Annotated in this window: 16 protein-coding genes; 8 read left to right on the forward strand and 8 right to left on the reverse strand. The window is 68.4% G+C overall.

Annotated elements, in window-relative coordinates:
* The first annotated feature begins 8 nt into the window (after positions 1-8).
* Positions 9-1,118 carry an NAD(P)/FAD-dependent oxidoreductase gene (locus tag ASE63_RS02685; RefSeq protein WP_056796013.1) on the forward strand — a complete coding sequence of 370 codons (1,110 nt, stop codon included), beginning with the start codon at positions 9-11 and terminating at the stop codon, positions 1,116-1,118.
* 3 nt (positions 1,119-1,121) lie between these two features.
* On the opposite strand, the gene eda is transcribed toward ASE63_RS02685, so the two are convergent.
* The 8 genes from eda to ASE63_RS02725 form a co-directional block, all read right to left on the reverse strand.
* Positions 1,122-1,766: a bifunctional 4-hydroxy-2-oxoglutarate aldolase/2-dehydro-3-deoxy-phosphogluconate aldolase gene (eda, locus tag ASE63_RS02690; RefSeq protein WP_056796016.1), complete on the reverse strand. Its 645-nt coding sequence runs from the start codon at positions 1,764-1,766 to the stop codon at positions 1,122-1,124.
* Between the two features lie 39 nt (positions 1,767-1,805).
* Positions 1,806-2,495 carry a 6-phosphogluconolactonase gene (pgl, locus tag ASE63_RS02695; RefSeq protein ID WP_056796019.1) on the reverse strand — a complete coding sequence of 230 codons (690 nt, stop codon included), beginning with the start codon at positions 2,493-2,495 and terminating at the stop codon, positions 1,806-1,808.
* Entirely contained in the window at positions 2,495-3,997 is a 1,503-nt protein-coding gene (gene zwf, locus ASE63_RS02700) for a glucose-6-phosphate dehydrogenase (RefSeq protein WP_056796020.1), read from the reverse strand. Before zwf ends, pgl begins: the two co-directional genes overlap by 1 nt.
* Before the next feature lie 124 nt (positions 3,998-4,121).
* Positions 4,122-4,883, reverse strand: a complete 762-nt coding sequence (locus ASE63_RS02705; RefSeq protein ID WP_200962511.1) for an ABC transporter ATP-binding protein — start codon at positions 4,881-4,883, stop codon at positions 4,122-4,124.
* Positions 4,871-5,725 (reverse strand): ABC transporter ATP-binding protein, encoded by an 855-nt coding sequence (locus ASE63_RS02710; protein ID WP_056796026.1) that lies wholly within the window; start codon positions 5,723-5,725, stop codon positions 4,871-4,873. The genes ASE63_RS02705 and ASE63_RS02710 overlap by 13 nt, the downstream gene beginning before the upstream one ends.
* A gap of 5 nt (positions 5,726-5,730) precedes the next feature.
* A complete protein-coding gene (gene nikC, locus ASE63_RS02715) occupies positions 5,731-6,642 on the reverse strand; it encodes a nickel transporter permease (protein WP_056796029.1) in 912 nt (303 codons plus the stop codon).
* A 10-nt stretch (positions 6,643-6,652) separates the two neighbouring features.
* Complete coding sequence (locus ASE63_RS02720; protein ID WP_056796032.1) at positions 6,653-7,699, reverse strand: ABC transporter permease; 1,047 nt, start codon at positions 7,697-7,699, stop codon at positions 6,653-6,655.
* Between the two features lie 162 nt (positions 7,700-7,861).
* Entirely contained in the window at positions 7,862-9,466 is a 1,605-nt protein-coding gene (locus ASE63_RS02725; RefSeq protein ID WP_056796035.1) for an ABC transporter substrate-binding protein, read from the reverse strand.
* A gap of 273 nt (positions 9,467-9,739) precedes the next feature.
* On the opposite strand from ASE63_RS02725, the gene ASE63_RS02730 reads away from it, so the two are divergent.
* The 7 genes from ASE63_RS02730 (at position 9,740) to ASE63_RS02760 (ending at position 20,751) form a co-directional block, all read left to right on the forward strand.
* Complete coding sequence (locus tag ASE63_RS02730) at positions 9,740-13,225, forward strand: transglutaminase family protein (RefSeq protein WP_056796037.1); 3,486 nt, start codon at positions 9,740-9,742, stop codon at positions 13,223-13,225.
* An 18-nt stretch (positions 13,226-13,243) separates the two neighbouring features.
* Positions 13,244-15,763, forward strand: coding sequence for a circularly permuted type 2 ATP-grasp protein (locus ASE63_RS02735; RefSeq protein WP_056796040.1), 2,520 nt, complete (start codon positions 13,244-13,246; stop codon positions 15,761-15,763).
* Entirely contained in the window at positions 15,760-16,638 is an 879-nt protein-coding gene (locus ASE63_RS02740) for a transglutaminase family protein (RefSeq protein WP_056796043.1), read from the forward strand. Before ASE63_RS02735 ends, ASE63_RS02740 begins: the two co-directional genes overlap by 4 nt.
* 117 nt (positions 16,639-16,755) lie before the next feature.
* The gene (gene pobA / locus ASE63_RS02745; protein ID WP_056796046.1) at positions 16,756-17,928 is read left to right on the forward strand and encodes a 4-hydroxybenzoate 3-monooxygenase; all 1,173 of its coding nucleotides are present in this window, start codon (positions 16,756-16,758) and stop codon (positions 17,926-17,928) included.
* Between the two features lie 103 nt (positions 17,929-18,031).
* Positions 18,032-18,499, forward strand: a complete 468-nt coding sequence (locus tag ASE63_RS02750) for a GNAT family N-acetyltransferase (protein ID WP_056796049.1) — start codon at positions 18,032-18,034, stop codon at positions 18,497-18,499.
* A gap of 42 nt (positions 18,500-18,541) precedes the next feature.
* Positions 18,542-19,138, forward strand: a complete 597-nt coding sequence (locus ASE63_RS02755; RefSeq protein WP_056796052.1) for a YigZ family protein — start codon at positions 18,542-18,544, stop codon at positions 19,136-19,138.
* An 89-nt stretch (positions 19,139-19,227) separates the two neighbouring features.
* Entirely contained in the window at positions 19,228-20,751 is a 1,524-nt protein-coding gene (locus ASE63_RS02760; protein ID WP_056796055.1) for an FAD-binding oxidoreductase, read from the forward strand.
* The last annotated feature ends 49 nt before the right edge of the window (positions 20,752-20,800 follow it).

Below are 20,800 nucleotides of genomic sequence, written 5' to 3' on the forward strand. Positions count from 1 at the left end.
GCCCGCGCATGCATGACATCGACTGCCTCGTGATCGGCGCCGGCGTGGTCGGCCTCGCGACGGCCCGCGCCCTGGCGCTGGCCGGCCGCGAGGTGGTGATCGCCGAGGCGGCCGAGGGCATCGGCACGCAGACCTCCGCCCGCAACAGCGAGGTCATCCATGCTGGGATCTATTATCCGCCGGGCTCGCTGAAGGCGCATGTCTGCGTCGAAGGACGCAAGAAGCTCTACGCCTATCTCGGCGAGCGCGGCCTGCCCCACAAGGCCTGCGGCAAGCTCATCGTCGCGACCAGCGCCGCGCAGAAGCCGGCGCTGGAGACGATCATGGCGCGGGCGCAGGCCTCGGGCGTCGATACGCTGCGCTGGCTCGATGCCGGAGAGGCGAAGGCGCTCGAGCCGGAGGTGCGCTGCGAGATCGCGCTGCTCTCGCCCGAGACCGGCGTGATCGACAGCCACGCCTACATGCTGTCGCTGCTCGGCGAGTGCGAAGCTGCCGGGGGATCGCTGGCGCTCAACACGCCGATCGCCGGCTGGCGTCGCGAGGCGGAAGGCTTCAGCGTCGATTTCGGCGGCGACGAGCCCGCGACCTATTCGGTGAAGACGATCGTCAACTCGGCCGGCCATGGTGCGCCGCGACTGCTCGGCAGGCTCGAGGGCTTCCCGGCGCAGTACATCCCGCAGCAGCACTACGCCAAGGGCAATTACTTCGCGCTGCTGGGCAAGCAGCCCTTCGCGCACCTGGTTTATCCGGTGCCGGAGGCGGCGGGCCTCGGCATCCATGCCACGATCGACATGGGCGGGCGGGTCAAGTTCGGGCCGGACGTGCAATGGGTCGAGGACGATCAGGACCTGGTCGTGGACGCGGCGCGGGCCGAAAGCTTCTATGCCGCGATCCGGACCTATTGGCCGGCGCTTCCGGACAACGCGCTGGTCGCCGACTATGCCGGCATCCGCCCGAAGCTGCACGGGCCGACCGAGCCGATGCCGGATTTCCGCATCGACGGGCCGCAGGTCCATGGCGTTACCGAACTGGTCAACCTGCTCGGCATCGAGAGCCCGGGGCTGACCAGCTCTCTCGCGATCGCCGATCTGGTGGTGGAGCGGCTGGCGGCGGCCTGAGCCTCAGCCGCGCAGCACCTTGAAGGCCTCGTTGGCCTCCCTCGCGAGTTGGGTGACGCGCTTCCAGTCGCCGGTGGCGATGGCATCGGCGGGAACCAGCCAGGAACCGCCGACGCAGATGACCTGCGGCAAGGCGAGATAGGACGACAGGTTCGCGAGGCCGACGCCGCCGGTCGGGCAGAAGCTCATCTGCGGGAACGGGCCCGACAGCGCCTTCAGGGCCGAGGGGCCGCCGGCCTGCTCGGCCGGGAAGAACTTCGCCACCGTCCTGCCGGCGGCCACGGCGCGCATGCAGTCGGAAGCCGTCGCGACGCCGGGGAGCCAAGGCAAACCGGCTTCGCGTAATGCCACATCGACGCTTTCGCTGAAGCCCGGGCTGACCACAGCCTTGGCCCCGGCCTCCTTGACCTGCATGACCTGGGCCGGCGTGACCACCGTTCCGGCCACCGGCAGCGCGGCCGGCACCTCCTCGGCGATGGCAGCAAGCGCCGCAAGGCCGGCCGGGCGACGCAATGTCACCTCGACCACGTCGATGCCGCCCTCGACCAGCGCATGGGCCAGATCAACGGCAAGCGAGGCGTCCTCGATCACCACCACGGGGATCACGCCACAGGCCTTCAGGCGCTCAAGAACAGCGGCTTCGTCCATGGTTCCCGTCTTTCAATCGATTTGACCAATCTGGCGGGTCTAGCCTTTTGCCCAATAGACGTCGAGCCCCCGCTCGCGACCGAGAAGCAGGTCCACCGGTAGGGGAGCACTGCGTTCGGCGGCGTCCTTCAACACCGCCTCCTTCGCCGCACCGGAAACCAGGAGGCTCGCCCAGCCGGCCCCGGTCAGCCGCGCCGGCGACAGCGACAGACGCGGCGGCAGGCCGGGCGGCCGCGCGACGACGATGCCGCTGTCCGGCGCCGCAAGGAACGCCGCCTCCCCGCCCGGGAAGAGCGAGGCGACATGACCATCCGTGCCCATGCCGCTGACCAGGAGATCGAGCGGCGGCGCCTCGGCCAGCTTCGCACAGAGAGCGGACGCTGCGGCCTCAATGTCGCTGCCATGGCCATGGAAGGACAGGAAGCCGACGCGCCCCGCAGCCAGCGGCGCGAACTGCTCGCGGATCATGCGCTCGTTCGAGGCCGTGTCGTCGGCCGCGACGAAGCGCTCATCCGTCGGCATCAGCACGATTTTTTCCCATGGCAGGTCCTGCCGGCCGAGCGCGGCGAGGAAACGTGCGGGCGTCGTGCCACCGGGAACGGCGAGCGACGCCCTGCCCTGCTGCGCCAGCAAGGTGCCCAGGCGGACAGTGACGGCCTCGGCCAGCGCCTCCGAGGCGTCTTCCAGCGTGGCGAAGCGATGCCAGGCGACGGTGCCGCGCGGCTCCATCAGACGAGATCCGGATCGGCCCAGGAACGGCCTTCGCGTTCGATCAGGCCGATCGCCTGCGAAGGCCCCCAGGAGCCCGCGGCATAGCGATGCGGATGCGGCGAATAATCGTGCCAGCCGGCGATGATCGGATCGACCCAGGTCCAGGCCTGCTCGACCTCGTCGCGATGCATGAACAGCGTCTGGTCGCCGCGGATCACGTCGGTCAGCAGCCGCTCATAGGCATCCGGCGTGCGCTCGTCGAAGGCGGTGGAATAGCGCAGGTCGAGTTGGCGCGGCACGACCTTGAGGCGGCCTGAACCCGGCACCTTCATCATCAGCTGGAGTTGGACGCCGTCATTCGGCTGGAGCCGGATGACGAGGCGGTTGGCGTCAAGCCGGTCGCAGGAGCCCGCGCCGAAGATCGAATGCGGCACCGGCTTGAAGGTGACCGCGATCTCGGAATAGCGCTGCGCCATGCGCTTGCCGGTGCGCAGATAGATCGGCACGCCGGCCCAGCGCCAGGTGTCGATCTCGCAGCGGAGCGCGACGAAGGTCTCGGTCGAGCTGAGATGGCCAAGCTCCTCGGCATAGCCCGGCACGCGCTGGCCGTCGATCTGGCCGGCGACATACTGGCCGCGCACCGTATAGCGTTGGACATCGGGGCCGACGATCGGGCGCAGCGCCTTGAGCACCTTGATCTTCTCGTCGCGAACGGCGCCGGCCTCCAGCATGTTCGGCGGCTCGATCGCGAACAGCGTCAGCAGCTGCATGAGATGGTTCTGCACCATGTCGCGCATATGGCCGGCCTTGTCGTAATAGCCGGCGCGGCTTTCGAGACCGACCGTCTCGGCGACCGTGATCTGGACGTTGTCGATGTCGCGGCTCGACCAGGAGCGCTCGAACAGGGTGTTGGCGAAGCGCAGCACCAGCAGGTTCTGGACCGTCTCCTTGCCGAGATAATGATCGATCCGGTAGGTGCGGTCCTCCGGCAGGATGCGCGCGACGGCATCGTTGATCTCGCGGGCCGAGGCGAGATCGCGGCCGAGCGGCTTCTCGAGGATGACGCGCGAGGTCGGCGTCAGGATGTCGGCGGCGGCCAGGTTCTCGCAGATCGGGATGAAGAGGTCCGGCGGCGTCGAGAGATAGAAGGAGCGCACGCGGCCATTGCCGCCGAGCGCCTGCTTCAGCGCCCCATAGGTCTCCGGCTTCACCGCATCGAGCATGACCACGGTGACGCGATGCAGGAAGGCCTGCACGTCGCTCTTCGAGAGGCCCTCGTCGGCAAGCCGCTTGGCGATCTGCTTCGGCAGCCCCTCGACATCCTCCTGCTTGCGGACGATGCCGAGGATGCGGCTCTCATCGGGCAGGACGCCTTCGCGGCTGCGCTGGGCGAGGGCCGGAAAGAGCTTGCGCATGGCGAGATCCCCGCCAGCCCCGAAGATCACCAGATCGAAGGGCGGAACCGGGGTCCGCTCCGGAATGGATTCGGGCCGGAGGGCTCCGTCGGCGATGGCATCCATAGGTCTCGTGCTCCATGCCCGGGCTGCGATTCCACGATCGCACCGTCATGAACGCCGGGCTTGCGACGAGAATGCGACCAAGCGGCCCGATTTGCCAAACGCTTTGCGCGCAGGGCCGCTGCCCTCAGCCGCGTTTGAAGCCCTCGCTGGCGGTGAGGAGCTGCTGGGCATAGGCCGTCTTGGGGTCGCGCGCGGCGAGCGTTGCTGCCGACATCTCCTCGACGCCGCGGCCGAACTGCATGACCAGCAGGCGCTCGCACATATGGGCGACGACCGCGAGATCGTGGCTGACGAGGATGTAGGTCAGCCTGCGCTCCTTGCGCAGGGCCGAGAGCAGGTTCAGCACCTCCGCCTGGATCGAGACGTCGAGCGCCGAGGTCGGCTCGTCGAGCAGCAGGATCGAGGGTTCGAGCACGAGCGCGCGCGCGATCGCGACACGCTGGCGCTGACCGCCGGAGAGCTGGTGCGGAAAGCGGAAGCGGAACGAGGTCGGCAGGCCGACCTCGGACATCGCTCGGCCGATCCGCCGTTCGGCATCACCGAGGCCGTGGATGGCGAGGGGCTCGGCCAGCGTATCGTCGACGGTCTTCTTCGGATGCAGAGAACCGTAAGGGTCCTGGAAGACCATCTGGACGTTGCGATGGAAGGCCTTGTCGCGGTGTTTCGGCTGGGCCTGGCCCTCGATCGCGATCGAACCGCTCCAGTCGCGGTTCAGCCCGGCGAGCACGCGCAGGACCGTCGACTTGCCCGAACCGGATTCGCCGACGATGCCGTAGCTCTCGCCCGAAGCGACCGAGAAGGAGAGGTCCCTGACGACATGGTTGTCGGCGAAGGAGACGTTGAGCTTGTCGACGAGGATGGCGGGGTTCGTGCTCATGCCAGCCATGCCGGATCGCGCTTCAGGGTGGCGAGCTCGGCCTTGGGATGGTCGAGGTCCGGCAGGCAGCCGAGCAGGCCGAGCGTATAGGGGTGGCGGCGGGCGCGGGCGGATTCGTCGGCGAGCTCGGCCGCCGGCAGGGTCTCCATCGCCTTGCCGCCATACATGACGATGACGCGGTCGCAGAAGGACTGCACCAGATGCAGATCGTGGCTGATGAAGATCAGCCCCATGCCGCGGCTGGTGACGAGGTCGTCCATGATCTTGAGGATCTGCAGCTGGACGGTGACGTCGAGCGCCGAGGTCGGCTCGTCGGCGATCAGCACGTCGGGCTCGGCGATCAGCATCATCGCGATCATGACGCGCTGGCCCATGCCGCCCGAGACCTCGTGCGGATAGAGTTCGTAGACGCGGGCCGGCTCGCGGATCTGCACGGCCTCGAGCATGGCGAGGCTGCGCTCCTTCGCCTCGCGGCTGCTCGCCTTGTGATGGACGCGATAGGCTTCGGCGATCTGCTGGCCGACGGTCTGCACCGGGTTCAGCGAGAATTTCGGGTCCTGCATCACCATCGAGATGTGGCGGCCGCGCAGCTTGCGCCGGGCGCGCTTGTCCATGGTCAGGAGGTCCTGGCCGCGATAGCGCATCCCATCCGCCAGCACCTCGCCGGGATGCGGGATCAGGTCGAGGATGGCGCGGCCGGTCATCGACTTGCCGGAACCCGATTCGCCGACGATGCCGAGCCGCTCGCGCCCGAGCGCGAAGGAGAGCCCGCGCACGGCACGCACGATGCCGGTCGGCGTGTGGAAGTTGACGCGGAGGTTGTCGACTTCGAGAAGGGGTTGGTCGCTCATCGCGCTCACCTTGCGTCCATCACGTCGCGCAGGCCGTCGCCGAGCAGGTTGAAGCCGAGCGCGACGACGCAGATCGCGATGCCGGGGAAGGTCGCGACCCACCACTGGTCGAAGATCTGCTCGCGTCCGGCCGAGATCATCGCGCCCCATTCGGGGATCGGCGGCTGGGCGCCGAGGCCGAGGAAGCCGAGGCCGGCGGCGGTGAGGATGATGCCCGCCATGTCGAGCGTCGAGCGCACGATCAGCGAGGGCATGCACATCGGCACGACGTGCTTCCAGACGATGCGCCATTGCGAGGCGCCCTGCAGGCGGACCGCGGCGATGTAGTCGGCATTGCGGATCACCAGCGTCTCGGCCCGGGCGACGCGGGCGTAAGGCGGCCAGGCGGTGAAGGCGATGGCGATGACCGCATTCTCCAGCCCGGGGCCGAGCGCCGCGACGAAGGCGAGCGCCAGCACGAGGCGGGGAAAGGCCAGGAAGACGTCGGTGATGCGCATCAGCACGACATCGACCCAGCCGCCGAGATAGCCGGCGGCGCAGCCGATCAGCAGGCCGATTGGGCCGACGGTGACGACCACCAGCAACACGATGACGAGCGTCACCCGCGTGCCATAGACGACGCGACTGAAGATGTCCCGGCCGAGCGAATCCGTGCCGAACCAGTAGGTCGCCGAGGGCGGCAACAGGCGCTGGTCGAGCGCCTGGGCGATCGGGTCATGCGGGGCGATCAGCGGCGCGAAGGCCGCAACCAGCAGAAGCAACAGCACGATCGCAAGCCCGATCATCGCGGCCGGGTTGCGGCGGAAGGCCAGCCATTGCCGGTAGGTCTGGCCGAGGCGCGCCTGCCGGCGCGAGGCCGGCTCGTTGGTGATCAGCCAGTCGTGCCAGCCGGTCCGGGCGGTGGTGGTGTCGCTCATCCTGCCCTCCTCAGCGGGTGCGCGGATCGGCGAGGCGGCCGATCATGTCGGAGAACAGGTTGACGGCGATGAAGACCGCGCCGACGACGAGCGTGCCGCCGAGCACGGCGTTCATGTCGGCGTTCAGCAGGGCGTTGGTGAGGTAGCGGCCGAGTCCGGGCCAGGCGAAGATCGTCTCGGTCAGCACCGAGCCTTCGAGCAGGTGCATGTAGGAGAGCGCGATCACCGTCACCAGCGGGACGATGGCGTTGCGCAAAGCGTGGCGCCAGACCACCCGGAACTCCGACAGCCCCTTCACGCGCGCGGCGATGACATATTGCTGCTGCAGCTCGTTGATCATGAAGCTGCGGGTCATGCGGCTCATATAGGCGATGGAGAGCAGGCCCAGCACCGAGGCCGGCAGCACGAGGTGCGAGAAGGCGTCCCAGAAGGCGTCCCATTCGCCCTGCATCGCCGCGTCGAGCATGATGATGCCGGTGACGGGCGTGACGTAATCCTGCCAGACCACCGAGATGCGGCCCGGCCCCGCGACCCAGCCGAGCTTGGCATAGAACAGCAGCAGCCCCATCAGCCCGACCCAGAACACCGGGACGGAATAGCCGAGCAGGCCGACGACGCGCGCGATCTGGTCGGGCCAGCGGCCCTGGTAGACCGCTGCGATGATGCCGAAGGGCACGCCGATCAGCACGCCGATCAGCGTACCGAGCGTGGCGAGCTCCAGCGTCGCGGGGAAGACCGTCTTGATGTCGTCGGTGACCTTCTGCGCCGTCAGCACCGAGGTGCCGAGATCGCCCGAGAAGACCTTGCCGATATAGATCGCGAACTGGTGCCAGAGCGGCTTGTCGAGGCCGAGGTCGAGCCGCGCCCTCTCATAGACATCGGCCGGCGCGCGATCGCCGACGACAGCCAGCACCGGGTCGATCGGCATGACGCGCGCGATCAGGAAGGTGACGAGCAGAAGCCCGAAGATGGTGATCGCGACCGTCGAGAGCTCGCGCGTCGCGATCCGCCCCCAATGGATGCCGTGCCCGGCCCAACTCTTGCCCGCTGCCGCCATTCAACCCGTCACTTCGTACGAAACTGTCCTGCCTTGCGAAATATGAGCCCGTAGCGGAACGCAAGGCCCGGGACGCAGCGGCAGCGGCAGATTTCCTCTGGAAAAAGCAAAAACCCGCCGCGACCGGATGGCCACGGCGGGGTCTCATCGCGCTTGCGCGCCTCAGCCCTTGGTGATCGGCGCGTAGAAGTTCGTGTCGGAGCTCGGGCCGATGACCCAGCCCTTGACGTTCTTGCGCTCGGCCGTGACCTCGATCTGCTGGAACATGATGACGAAGGGCGAGACCTTCTGGTGCTCGCGCTGGAGATCGCCATAGATCTCCGCGCGCTTCTCCGCATCGGACTCAAGCACATTGGCCTGGGTCTTCTTGGTCATCTCCGGGATGTCCCAGGCATTGCGCCAGGCCAGCGTCTTCGACTTCGCATCCTCGCCATTGTCAGCATTGATCGCGAAGGTCTCTGCATTGGTGTGCGGGTCGAGATAGTCCGGGCCCCACTGGCCGATATAGATATCGTGGGTGCGGGCGCGGTACTTGGTCAGGGTCTGTTTGCCGTCACCCGGGATCAGCTCCAGCTTGACGCCGGCCTGCGCCCAGTTCGACTGGATCGCCTGGGCGATGTCGGTGATCGGGTTGACCGAGCGGGTGTCCATGGTGACCGTGAAGCCGTTCGGCAGCCCGGCCTTGGCGAGCAACTCCTTGGCCTTGGCGACGTCGAACTTGTAAGGCTTGTCGTCGATCGCGCCGAGGAAGCCGTTCGGCAGGAACGACTCGTGGTGCTTGTAGGTGCCCTCGACGATGTTCTTCTCGATCGCGCTGTAGTCGACGAGATATTTCAGCGCCTCGCGCACCTCGGGCTTGGCGAGGTTCGGGTTCTTCTGGTTCAGGCCGAGATAGAGGATGTAGCCCTTGGTGCCCTGGACGATCTCGACGTCCTTGTTGTCCTTGACGCCGGCGAGCTGGTCCTTGGAGAGGTTGCGGGCCATGTCGACGTCGCCCTTCTCGAGGAGCAGGCGCTGCGAGGCGGGCTCGGCGACGTGGCGGACGATGACGCGCTTGTTCTTCGGCGCGCCCTTGTACCAGCTCTCATTGGCGTCGAGCGCATATTGCTCGTTCGGGCGGTAGGCGCGGACCTTGTAGGCGCCCGAGCCGGCCGAATTCAGCTTCATCCAGCCATTGCCCCAGTCGCCGTCCTTCTCGTTGGCCTTGACCAGCTTGGAGTCGACCACGGAGGCGACGCCGGAGGTCAGGCAGTTGAGGAAGAAGGTCGGCGCGAAAGGCTGCGAGACGGTGATCACGACCGTGCCGGCATCCGTCGCCTTGACCTTGTCCAGCACCGTATCCTTGTTCAGGCCGAACTGCGCCAGGATGAAGCCCGGCGACTTGTTCAGCGTCACCGCGCGCTGGATCGAGTAGACGACATCCTCGGCGGTCAGGGCGTTGCCGGAGTGGAACTTGACGCCCGGCCGCAGCTTGAAGGTGTAGGTCAGCTGGTCGGGGCTGACGGTCCAGCTCTCCGCGAGCTCGCCGACGATCTTGTTGCCATCGGCGAGGTTCACACCGACCAGCTTGTCATAGACGTTCGCGCCGACCTCGACGCCGGAGAACTCGAAGGCCTCGGCGGGGTCGAGCGAGATGATGTCGTCGATCTGCTTGGCCATGACGACCGTGTCCTTCGGCGTCTGCGCCAGGGACACAGTGGTCTGGGCGGTCGTCGCCAGCAGCGCGGTGAAGGCCGACGCCACCATCAGTTTGGCAATGTGACGCATGGAAATTCCCATCTGTTCGGGTTTGCGGCCGCGCTTCCGGCCGATTGGCTGGAATGTGGTCCCGTTCGGGCGCCTCTGTCCAGCAGTGCCGTGCAAGAGTCCAGAGGTCCACACTCCCGACTTTCGGCCAAGCCCTGCCCGATTATTGGGCACAAGCCGGTTTCTGCGGCGCAGACCGGGGCGAGAGCCCGCTTGCGGGGTTTTCAGGCACAGCTAACCTGACGCGGCCGGCCGCTCCGCCCGGCGCTCGCAAGCACAAGCAGGTGTCAGCCCTTGGCCATCATCGCCGCGCTCCATCACCTCACCCATTACGCCTATGACCGGCAGGTCACGCTCGGGCCGCAGATCATCCGGCTCAGGCCGGCACCGCACTGCCGCGCCGCGATCAGGAGCTATTCGCTGAAGGTGACGCCGGCCCAGCATTTCGTGAACTGGCAGCAGGACCCGAGCGGCAACTGGCTGGCGCGCTTCGTCTTCCCGGAGCCGGTCACGGAATTCCGCATCGAGGTCGACCTCGTCACCGAGCTGTCGATCATCAACCCGTTCGACTTCTTCGTCGAAAGCGAGGCCGAGAGCTTCCCCTTCGCCTATCCGGAAGAGCTTCGGGCGGAGCTGGCGCCCTATCTCGTCACCGAGCCAGCCGGGCCCGGGCTCCAGGCCCTCCTCGCCACGATCCCGCGCGAGCCGACCGGCACCGTCAACTTCATCGTCGACCTGAATGCGCGGCTCGCCGGCATGATCGCCTATGGCATCCGCATGGAGCCCGGCGTCCAGGAGCCGGAGCTGACGCTCTCGATCAAGTCCGGCTCCTGCCGCGACACGAGCTGGCTGCTCGTCCAGATCCTGCGCCATCTCGGCCTCGCTGCCCGCTTCGTCTCCGGCTACCTGATCCAGATGAAGGCGGATATCGACCCGCTGGAAGGACCGCGCGGTACGACCAAGGACTTCACCGACCTGCATGCCTGGGCAGAGGTCTATATCCCCGGCGCCGGCTGGATCGGCCTCGACCCAACCTCGGGGCTGCTGACCGGCGAGGGCCACCTGCCGCTGGCGGCGACGCCGCATTACCGTTCGGCAGCGCCCGTCTCGGGCGTCGCGAGCTATGCCGAGACGCGCTTCGACTTCGACATGAGCGTTGCCCGTGTCCACGAGGTGCCGCGCATCACCCTGCCCTTCTCCGACGCCTCCTGGCAGAAGCTCGACGCGCTGGGCGAGCAGGTCGAGGCCGACCTCAAGGCGCAGGATGTCCGCCTGACCATGGGCGGCGAGCCCACCTTCGTCTCGGTCGACGACCAGATGGGTGAGGAATGGCACACCGCCGCCGTCGGACCGACCAAGCGGGCGCGAGCCGACGACCTGATCCGGCGCCTGCGCCAGCGCTTCGCGCCGGGCGGCATGCTGCATTACGGGCAGGGCAAGTGGTATCCGGGCGAGAGCCTACCGCGCTGGGCCTTCGCGCTCTACTGGCGGCAGGACGGCGAGCCGATCTGGCGCGATGCCGGCCTGATCGCGCGCGAGCCCGGCGCCTCCACCGGCCGCGACCGCGAGCTCGAGGCCGGCGCCACCATCGCCGACGCCGAAGCGCTGGCGGCCGGGCTCTCGGAGAAGCTCGGGCTCGGCGCCGACCATGTCGTGCCGGCCTATGAGGACACCGGCTACTGGCTGCTGAAGGAGGCTCAGCTTCCCGACAATGTCGATCCGCTCGACCCGCGCCTGGCCGATCCCGAGGAGCGGGCCCGGATGCAGCAGGTCTTCGGCCACGGCCTCGGCAAGCCGCGCGGCTATGTCATCCCGGTGCAGCGCTGGCAGGCCCAGGCCGGAGACCGGCGCTGGCGCTCGGAGAAATGGACACTGCGGCGGGGCCAGCTCTTCCTGGTGCCCGGCGACTCGCCGGTGGGCTACCGCCTGCCGCTGGGCTCGCTGCCGGATGTGCCCAAGGCGGAGTATCCGCATATCCATCCGCAGGATCCGATGGAGCCGCGCGGACCGCTGCCGCCCTCCTCTGCCGGCCGGTCGTCCCACGCGACCCCTCATCCCGAGGAGCCGCGAAGCGGCGTCTCGAAGGATGCTCCAGAAGGCTCCGAGTCCACTGGAACATTCTTCGAGACGCGCCCTGCGGGCGTTCCTCAGGATGAGGGCTCCGGGGGTAGAGCTGGCGCTCACGCCCAGATGTCGCTGCAAGGTGAGGCGCCGGCCGGCTCCGGATCCCAAGAACGCGTCGAGCAGGAGATCGGCGGCGAGCATGTCCGCACTGCGCTGAGCCTCGAGATCCGCGACAAGGTGCTGTGCGTCTTCCTGCCGCCGGTCGAGCGGCTCGAGGATTATCTCGACCTCGTCGCCAGCGTCGAGGAGGTGGCGCGCGAGCGCGGCCAGCCGGTCCATATCGAGGGTTATGCGCCACCGCATGATCCGCGCCTCAACGTGGTCAAGGTGACGCCCGACCCCGGCGTGATCGAGGTCAACATCCATCCGGCCCGCGACTGGCGCGAGGCCGTCGAGATCACGCGCGGCGTTTATGAGGAGGCGCGGCTGTCGCGGCTCTGCGCCGAGAAGTTCATGATCGACGGGCGCCACACCGGCACCGGCGGCGGCAACCATGTCGTGCTCGGCGGCGTCACCCCGCCGGACTCGCCCTTCCTGCGCCGGCCGGACCTCCTCAAAAGCATCGTGCTCTACTGGAATCGGCATCCTTGCCTGTCCTACCTGTTCTCCGGCCTGTTCATCGGGCCGACCAGCCAGGCGCCGCGCATCGACGAGGCAAGGCAGGACGCGCTCTACGAACTGGAGATCGCGCTTTCCAACATCCCCGGGCCCGGCGATGCGCCGATCCCGCTCTGGCAGGTCGACCGGCTGCTGCGGAACCTGCTGGTCGACGTCTCCGGCAACACCCACCGCAGCGAAATCTGCATCGACAAGCTCTACTCTCCGGACGGGCCGACCGGCCGGCTCGGGCTGATCGAATTCCGCGGCTTCGAGATGCCGCCGGATGCGCGGATGAGCCTGGCTCAGCAACTCCTGCTGCGCGCGTTGATCGCCTGGCTCTGGCGCGAGCCGCAGACGGGCAAGCTCGTGCGCTGGGGCACCGCGCTGCATGACCGCTTCATGCTGCCGGAGCTGGTTTGGAGCGATTTCGCCGAGGTGCTCGCCGATCTCGGCCGCGCCGGCTACGCCTTCGACCCAGCCTGGTTCGAGGCGCAGGCGGAGTTCCGCTTCCCGTTCTTCGGCAAGGTCGAGCATGGCGGCGTCGAGATCGAGATCCGGCAGGCGCTCGAACCCTGGCATGTGCTGGGCGAGGAAGGCGCGATCGGCGGCACGGTGCGCTATGTCGATTCCTCGGTGGAGCGGCTGCAGGTCAAGGCCAAGGGGCTGGTGCCGGGGCGCCATCTCGTGACCTGCAACGGCCGGCGCCTGCCGATGACGGCGGCCGGCGCGGCCGGCGAGCATGTCGCGGCGGTGCGGTTCAAGGCCTGGCAGCCGGCCTCCGGCCTCCACCCGACGATTCCGGTGCATGCGCCGCTGACCTTCGACATCGTCGACACCTGGGTCGGGCGCTCGCTCGGCGGCTGCGTCTACCATGTCGCCCATCCGGGCGGCCGCAACTACGAGACGCCGCCGGTGAATTCCTACGAGGCGGAGGCGCGGCGGCTCGCACGTTTCGAGGCAATCGGGCATACTCCCGGCGCGCTTGCGATTCCGCCGGAAGAGCGCAGCGCCGAATTCCCGTTCACCCTGGACCTGCGGCGTCCTCCCGGGCTCTGAGGTTTCTAGACGCAAGCGATGGCATTGCAGGGTCGATCACCATCCGCGCGCACCAGGACGGAGCGGCGCAACGCTCTGCTGGCGGGCTATCGACCGCTGGCAGGCGTGCATGACGAGCTGATCGGCCCGGATGGCGCGGTGCGCCCGCAATGGGAGCCGTTCCTGGAAGAATGGTGCGCGTTCTCGCCGGCCGAGCTGAACCAGCGCTTCGGCCTCGCGGACCGGCATGTCCACGATACCGGCGTGTCCTATCGCGTCCATGGCGACCTCGACGAGCGCGATCCCTCGGCCGGTGAGCGGGCCTGGCCGCTCTCGCATGTGCCTCTGGTCATCACCGGCGCGGAATGGGAGACGATCGCCGCCGGGGTAGCGCAGCGGGCAGAACTGCTCGGAGCGCTGCTCGACGACATCTACGGGCCGGCCGAGACCATCGCCAAGGGGCTGGTCCCCGCGTCGGTGGTAGCGGGCAGCCCCGATTATCTGCGTCCGCTGCAGGATGCCCCCGGCGGCGGTTCGCTGCAGCTTTACGCCGCCGATCTCGGGCGCGGCCCGGACGGGCGCTGGTGGGTTTTGCAGGACCGCACGCAGGCCCCGTCCGGCGCCGGCTATGCGCTGGAGAACCGCCTCGCCCTGTCGCGCGCCTTCCCCGACCTGTTCAGGGCGATGAATGTCGAGCGGCTGGCCGCCTTCTTCCAGGGCTTCCGCGCCGGGCTGGTCTCGCGCTCGCAGCGCATCGAGCCGCGCATCTGCCTGCTGACGCCGGGGCCGCTCAACGAGAGCTATTTCGAGCAGACCTATCTCGCCCGCTATCTCGGCTTCCTGCTCGTCGAGGGCGGCGACCTGACGATGCGCGAGGAGCGCGTGCATGTCCGCACCATCGCGGGGCTGAAGCGGGCTGACGTGATCTGGCGCCGCATCGACGGCGACTTCGCCGATCCGCTCGAGCTGAACGCCTCCTCCGCGCTGGGCGTGCCCGGCCTCGTCCAGGCTGTGCGCAAGGGCAATGTCCACATCGCGAACGGGCTGGGCTCGGGCGCCGTCGAGGCGCGCGCGCTGATGGGCTTCCTGCCCGCCCTCGCCCGGAACCTGCTCGGTCAGGACCTGATCCTGCCCCATGTCGCGACGTGGTGGTGCGGACAGCCGAAGGCGCGCGCCGCCGTGCTCGACCGCCTCGACGAGCTCAGCATCGCGCCTGCCTTTCGCAGCGCCGGAGGCGGCCGGGATACCGGACCGGTGATCGCGGCAGACCTGCCGGCCGCCGAGCGCGAGGCGCTGCGTGCCCGTGTCGAGGCGCGGGGCATGGATTATGTCGGGCAGGAGGTTGTGCGGCTCTCGACCATGCCGGTCTTCGAGAATGGCCGCCTGCAGCCGCGCCCGATGACGCTGCGAGTCTTCGCCGCGGCCACGCCGGAGGGCTGGAAGGTGATGCCCGGCGGCTTCTGCCGGATCTCGGACGAGCCCGATGCGCGCGCCGTCCAGATGCGCAGCGGCGTGCGCTCCAGCGACGTCTGGGTGACCTCAGACGCGCCGGTCGAACATGTCACGCTGCTGCCGGCGCCGGACCGCATCGCGATCCGCCGCATCACCGGCACGTTGCCGAGCCGCGCCGCCGACAATCTGTTCTGGCTCGGGCGCTACCTTGAGCGGACCGAGGCGACCCTGCGGCTGGTCCGGGCGCTGCTCGGCAGGCTGATCGACACCGACCAGACGCAGGGGCGCAACGAGACGCTGCGCCGCCTCGCCAACCTGCTGGTGGCCTGGGGCGCCTGCCCCGGCGGACGCGACCAGACCCACGCCGCGCAGGCCTCCGCGGCCCTGCATGGGCTCGACCAGTACGGCTCAGCCATCGCCACGGTGCGCGAGGCGCGGCGCACGGCCTCCGTCATCCGCGAACGCCTTTCGCTCGATGCGTGGCGGCTCTTTGGCGACATGCAGGACCAGCTCAGCCTCGCCCCGGGCCGCGACCCCAGCGAGGGCGAGGCCTATGAGATCGCCGACGAGGCGCTGAAATCGCTCGCCGCCTTCGCCGGCCTGAGTCAGGAAAACATGGTGCGCGGCTCCGGCTGGCGCTTCCTCGACATCGGGCGCAGACTCGAGCGCGGCGTCGCGATCTGCCGTTTCGCCCGCCATTTCGCCGAGGGTTCGGCGCCGACCGATTCGCTCGACGCCCTGCTCGACCTGACCGATTCGCAGATCACCTATCGCTCGCGCTATCTCCTCGGCGCCAGCCTGCAGCCGGTACTCGATCTCGTCATGCTCGATCCGTACAATCCCCGCTCCGTCGCCTTCCAGGTCGAGCGGCTCGACGCCGAGATCCGCGAGCTGCCGTCACTGACGGAGGATGGCATGCTCGAGGCGCCGCGCCGGCTGATCCTGAAACTCGCCGCCGAATGCCGCACGGCGGAGGCGGCCAGGCTCGACCGCACCTCGATCCTGCTGTTCGAGCAGCTCCTGATGGGGCTTTCGAGCGCGATCGCCGACCGCTACTTCCTCCAGAACAGCGGGCCGGAAGGCTCCCGGCTGACGGGTATCGCGTGATCTACGACGTTCGGCATGTCACGACCTACGGCTACAGCCGGCCCGTGCCCTTCGCACGCTGCATCCTGAAGCTGCAGCCGCGCAGCGACGGCGGCCAGAGCATCACCGCCAGCACGATCAGCGTGAGCCCGCGTCCGGCGGAGCGCGCCGACGGGACCTGCTTCTTCGGCAACCGCATGACGACCGTCTCGATCGCGAAACCGCATCGCGAACTCAAGGTCGAGATGCGGGCGCGCGTCGAGGTGCGGCGGGCACCGGCGCCCTTCCCGGGCCTGACGCGGGCATGGGAGGGCGTCGCCGGGCTGGCGCTCGCCTCTGACAGCCTGGCGCCGGATTCGCCGGCCCATCACCTCTATCCGAGCCGGCTGGTGCCGCCCGTCGCCGCGGTGACCGACTATGCGCGGCAGAGCTTTGCGTCGCAGCGCCCGGTGCTGGAGGCGGCAAGCGAGCTGATGGCGCGCATCCGCCGCGACTTCACCTATGATCCCGAGGCGACCGAGGTTTCGACGCCGCTGGAAGAGGCCTTCCGCCAACGCCACGGCGTCTGCCAGGATTTCGCGCATGTCATGATCGCCGGCCTGCGGGGCCTGGGCCTGCCAGCGGCCTATGTCAGCGGCTATATCCGGACCATCCCGCCGCCGGGCGAGAAGCGGCTCGAAGGCGCCGATGCCAGCCATGCCTGGGTGATGCTCTGGTGCGGGCCGGAGACCGGCTGGATCGGCCTAGACCCGACCAACGACCTGATCGTCGCCGACGACCACATCGTCACCGCCTTCGGCCGGGACTATGCCGACGTCTCGCCGCTCGACGGCGTGCTGGTCGGCCCCGGCTCGCAGAAGATCGCCGTCGCGGTCGACGTCATTCCGGTCGGCTGAAAGCAGGGTACGCTCCGGGTTCCAGAACGCTTCCCTTCGTTTGGTTGCGGTGGCAACTTGTTATCCGAAACGCCATCGGCAGCCGCGCTGCCGCAGAGAGCGTAGCCGGAGGAAGCCTTGCGGACACAGGTCGCCATCATCGGAGCCGGGCCCTCTGGCCTCCTGCTCGGCCAGTTGCTGCATCAGGCGGGGATCGACACCGTCATCCTGGAGCGCAGGAGCCGCGACTATGTCCTGGCGCGGATCAGGGCCGGCGTGCTGGAACAGGGCACGGTCGGCCTGCTCGACAAGCTCGGGGCGAGCGCGCGGCTCCATGCCGAGGGCCTGCCGCATTCCGGCGTCGATCTTTTGTTCGGCGGGCAGCGCCACCGCATCGCGCTCGACCGGCTGACCGGCGGCAAGCACGTCACGATCTATGGCCAGACCGAGATGACACGCGACCTGATGGATCAGCGCGAGGCGCAAGGCGGCCGGACGATCTTCGAGGCGGACGACGTGGTGCTGCACGGCTTCGACGGCGAGCGCCCATATGTAACCTATATGGCTGAGGGCTCCTGCCGCCGGCTGGATTGCGAGGTCATCGCCGGCTGCGACGGCTATCATGGTGTCTCCCGCGCCAGCGTCCCCGCCGGTGCACGGCAGATCTTCGAGCGCGTCTATCCCTTCGGCTGGCTCGGCCTGCTCGCCGAGGTCCCACCGGTCTCGGACGAACTGATCTATGTCCGCAGCCAGCGCGGCTTCGCGTTGTGCTCGATGCGCTCGCATGCGCGCAGCCGCTACTACGTCCAATGCGGGCTCGACGAACACGCCGGCGACTGGTCTGACCAGCGCTTCTGGGACGAACTGCGCCGCCGGCTCGATCCGGCCACGGCGGAGGCCGTCACGACCGGGCCGTCGATCGAAAAATCGATCGCGCCGCTGCGCTCCTTCGTCGCCGAGCCGATGCGCTTCGGACGCCTCTTCCTGGCGGGCGACGCCGCCCATATCGTGCCGCCGACCGGGGCGAAGGGGCTCAACCTCGCGGCGAGCGACGTGCATTACCTGTTCGAGGCATTGCGCGAGCTCTTCATCGAGAACTCGGAAGCGGGCATCGACGCCTATTCGCAGAAGGCGCTGGCGCGGGTCTGGAAGGCCGAGCGCTTCTCCTGGTGGCTGACCTCGCTGATGCACCGGTTTCCGGATCAAGGCCCGTTCGAGCAGCGCATGCAGCAGGCGGAGCTCGATTATCTCGTGTCGTCCGACCATGCCATGGCCGCGCTGGCGGAGAACTATGTCGGGCTGCCGTATTGAGGCGGGTTTGTAGTCAGCCGCGGCGTCTTGAGCTGGCCGGATCGTAGGGCATCAACCCACAGACATTGTTCCTCACGGGTCGCGCCTATGGCAACCTATCGCCATGAGCCGGACCATTCGCCCCGCTACCGCCGCCGATCTCGACGCCATCAGGCAGATCGTCCGGGAAGCCTATACCCACTACATCGCCCGCATCGGGCGCGAGCCGGGGCCGATGCTGGACGATTACGGCGCGCTGATCACCGAGCGTCGCGTCAGCGTCATCGAGCATGACGGCGTCGTCCAGGGACTGCTCGTCCTGATCCCGCAGCCCGACGCGATGCTGCTCGACAACATCGCCGTCTCGCCGCGCGCCCAGGGACTCGGTCTCGGACGTGCCCTGCTGGAATTCGCAGAACATGCGGCGCAGGAAACCGGCTACCGTTCGATCAAGCTCTACACCCACGAAATGATGACGGAGAACATCGCGCTGTATTCGCGCATCGGCTACGCGGAAACCCATCGCATCGAGGAGAAGGGGCTGCGGCGCATCTACATGCTCAAGCCGCTCGGCTCGGACGATAACGCGTAGCGGCCGCCTTTCGCCTGGAACACGCCATGCTACAGGGGGCGCATGGCTACGCGCTTCACGCTCCCCGGGCTCGCCACCTTCCGGCAAGAGATCAGGAAGAGCCGCTTCATCGCGGTCGCCGGCCCGGTCGCGGACGAAGCGGCGGCCAAGGATTTCATCGCCGCTCACGCCGATCCTGCGGCCAATCACAATTGCTGGGCGTGGCGCTGCGGACCGAGCTATCGCTTCAACGATGACGGTGAACCGAGCGGTACCGCGGGAAAGCCGATCCTCGCGGCGATCGACGGGCAGGTGCTCGATCGCGTCGCCGTGGTTGTCACGCGCTGGTTCGGCGGCGTGCTGCTCGGCAGCGGTGGGTTGATCCGCGCCTATGGCGGCACGGCGGCGCTCTGTCTGCGCGGGAGCGAAAAGGTGGAGCTGGTCGAGACGGCAGCGGCGACGATCGCATGTTCGTTCGGCGATCTGGCCCGCCTCCAGGCACGGCTTTCTGGCCGGCCGGGAGCAACGGTCAGCGAACAGGCTTTCACCGAAGCCGGCGCGGTGCTGTCGGTGTCGGTTCCGAAGCATGAGATCGACGCGGTGACGCTGCTGGTGATGGATCTCACCAGCGGACGGGCGGCGATCAACTGGAGCGAATAGCATCCCGATCGCCGAACAGGCGCCTTTCAGCAATCGGAAACCATGCCTCGGCTAGGCAGCAGTGAGACATCTGCTGCGAGAGCAAGACCATGGCTGAGCCCCTCCCCCGTTCCGGCCGCACAGGCATTCCGAGCCGGCGCGGCTTCCTGTTGGGTGCGACGGCTCTCGGCCTCGGCGCACCGGGGCTGGCACTGGCGCGCGCGCCGCTATCGCCGGAATGCGGCTGGTGCGCGCCGAGCGAGGCGGCCTGGCGCGATCTCGGCGAGCGCGCAGGCGGGCAGGTGCTGCGGCCGGGCGAAGCCGGCTTCCTCGAGCGCGCGGTGCCGCAGAACCTGCGTTATCGCCGCGTCCAGCCCCAGGCCATCGCCCGCTGCACCTCGCCTGAGATCGTCGCCTCCGTCATCGACTGGTGCCAGGCCATGGACATGCCCTTCGCGATCCGCGGAGGCGGCCACTCCTATGCGGGGCATTCGAGCTCGGCCGGCATCCTGATCGATCTCTCGCCGATGAAGCGGGTTCATCACGATGCGGCCACCGGACAGGTGACCGTCGAAGCCGGCGCGCTCAATGTGGACGTCGCCCGCGGGCTGGAGGGGGCCAGCGCCGTGATCACGCATGGCCGCTGCCCGAGCGTGGGCATCGCCGGCTTCCTGCTCGGCGGCGGCATCGGCTTCAACATGCGCCGCTTCGGCATGGGCTCGGACCTGATGCGCGCGGCCGAGATCGTGACCGCAGACGGCCGCGTGCGGAACGTCTCCGACAGCAGCGAGCCCGACCTGTTCTGGGCGCTGCGCGGCGGGGCTGGCGGCAATTTCGGCGTCGCGACCAGCTTCACGCTCGCGACCCATCCCGTGGATCGCTCGATCACCGTGTTCTCGCTCCGCTGGAACATGAAGAGCGAGGCCGTCGCGCGCGCCTTCATTGCTGCGGCAGAGCGGGCACCGGACCATTTTGCCAGCCGGTTCTCGTTGGGCGCGGCCAGCCCGGCGCAGCGCGGCAAGGGGCAGGAGGTGCATTTCGACCTGCTCGGCCAGCATGCCGGGCCGAAAGCGGAGCTGCTGGACATTCTGGCGCCGGTGCTGGCGATCGCGCAGCCGGAACGCTCCGTCATCGAGGAACGCTCCTATTGGCGGGGGCAGGATTTCCTGGCCGAGCCCGGGGAACCGGGCTTCTATCAGGAACGCTCCGGCTTCGTCCGCGAACGGCTCGACGATCGCATCCTCGAATGCGGCTTCCGCCAGCTGCGCGACTGGCCGGGCACGGAGGTCGGCGCCGATCTGCGCTTCTTCCAGACCGGAGGGGCGGTCAACCGCATGGCGCCGGACGCGACCGCCTTCGTCCACCGCGACAGCGCCTGGCTGTTCTCGATCGGCCTGGAGTGGAGCGCCCGCGATCAAGTCACGCCGGAAGCGATTGCACCCGCTCGCCGTTGGCAGGATGCCTTCTACGCCGAGATGCGGGAGCTCTGCGGCAGGGCTGCCTACCAGAACTTTCCCGACCCTTCATTGGTCAACTGGCGCGAGGCCTATTACGGCGCCAATCTCTCCCGGCTGGAAAGGGTCAAGGCGACGGTCGACCCGTTCGGCCTCTTCCGCCACGAACAATCGCTGTAGGCCCGGCCGGCAGGCGGCCGCCCTCCTGCGGAAAAAGAAAGGGCCGCGC

The sequence above is a fragment of the Allobosea sp. Root381 genome (assembly GCF_001429395.1).
GTDB lineage: Bacteria > Pseudomonadota > Alphaproteobacteria > Rhizobiales > Beijerinckiaceae > Allobosea.

What these genes read in the sequence shown, in the direction of transcription:
- ASE63_RS02705 (WP_200962511.1), bottom strand. Translation starts at nt 4,883, where the DNA reads ATGGCTGGCATGAGCACGAACCCCGCCATCCTCGTCGACAAGCTCAAC.
- ASE63_RS02755 (WP_056796052.1), top strand. Translation starts at nt 18,542, where the DNA reads ATGGCTACGCGCTTCACGCTCCCCGGGCTCGCCACCTTCCGGCAAGAG.
- ASE63_RS02760 (WP_056796055.1), top strand. Translation starts at nt 19,228, where the DNA reads ATGGCTGAGCCCCTCCCCCGTTCCGGCCGCACAGGCATTCCGAGCCGG.
- ASE63_RS02750 (WP_056796049.1), top strand. Translation starts at nt 18,032, where the DNA reads ATGAGCCGGACCATTCGCCCCGCTACCGCCGCCGATCTCGACGCCATC.
- ASE63_RS02685 (WP_056796013.1), top strand. Translation starts at nt 9, where the DNA reads ATGCATGACATCGACTGCCTCGTGATCGGCGCCGGCGTGGTCGGCCTC.
- ASE63_RS02725 (WP_056796035.1), bottom strand. Translation starts at nt 9,466, where the DNA reads ATGCGTCACATTGCCAAACTGATGGTGGCGTCGGCCTTCACCGCGCTG.
- ASE63_RS02720 (WP_056796032.1), bottom strand. Translation starts at nt 7,699, where the DNA reads ATGGCGGCAGCGGGCAAGAGTTGGGCCGGGCACGGCATCCATTGGGGG.
- pgl (WP_056796019.1), bottom strand. Translation starts at nt 2,495, where the DNA reads ATGGAGCCGCGCGGCACCGTCGCCTGGCATCGCTTCGCCACGCTGGAA.
- nikC (WP_056796029.1), bottom strand. Translation starts at nt 6,642, where the DNA reads ATGAGCGACACCACCACCGCCCGGACCGGCTGGCACGACTGGCTGATC.
- eda (WP_056796016.1), bottom strand. Translation starts at nt 1,766, where the DNA reads ATGGACGAAGCCGCTGTTCTTGAGCGCCTGAAGGCCTGTGGCGTGATC.
- zwf (WP_056796020.1), bottom strand. Translation starts at nt 3,997, where the DNA reads ATGGATGCCATCGCCGACGGAGCCCTCCGGCCCGAATCCATTCCGGAG.
- ASE63_RS02710 (WP_056796026.1), bottom strand. Translation starts at nt 5,725, where the DNA reads ATGAGCGACCAACCCCTTCTCGAAGTCGACAACCTCCGCGTCAACTTC.
- ASE63_RS02735 (WP_056796040.1), top strand. Translation starts at nt 13,244, where the DNA reads ATGGCATTGCAGGGTCGATCACCATCCGCGCGCACCAGGACGGAGCGG.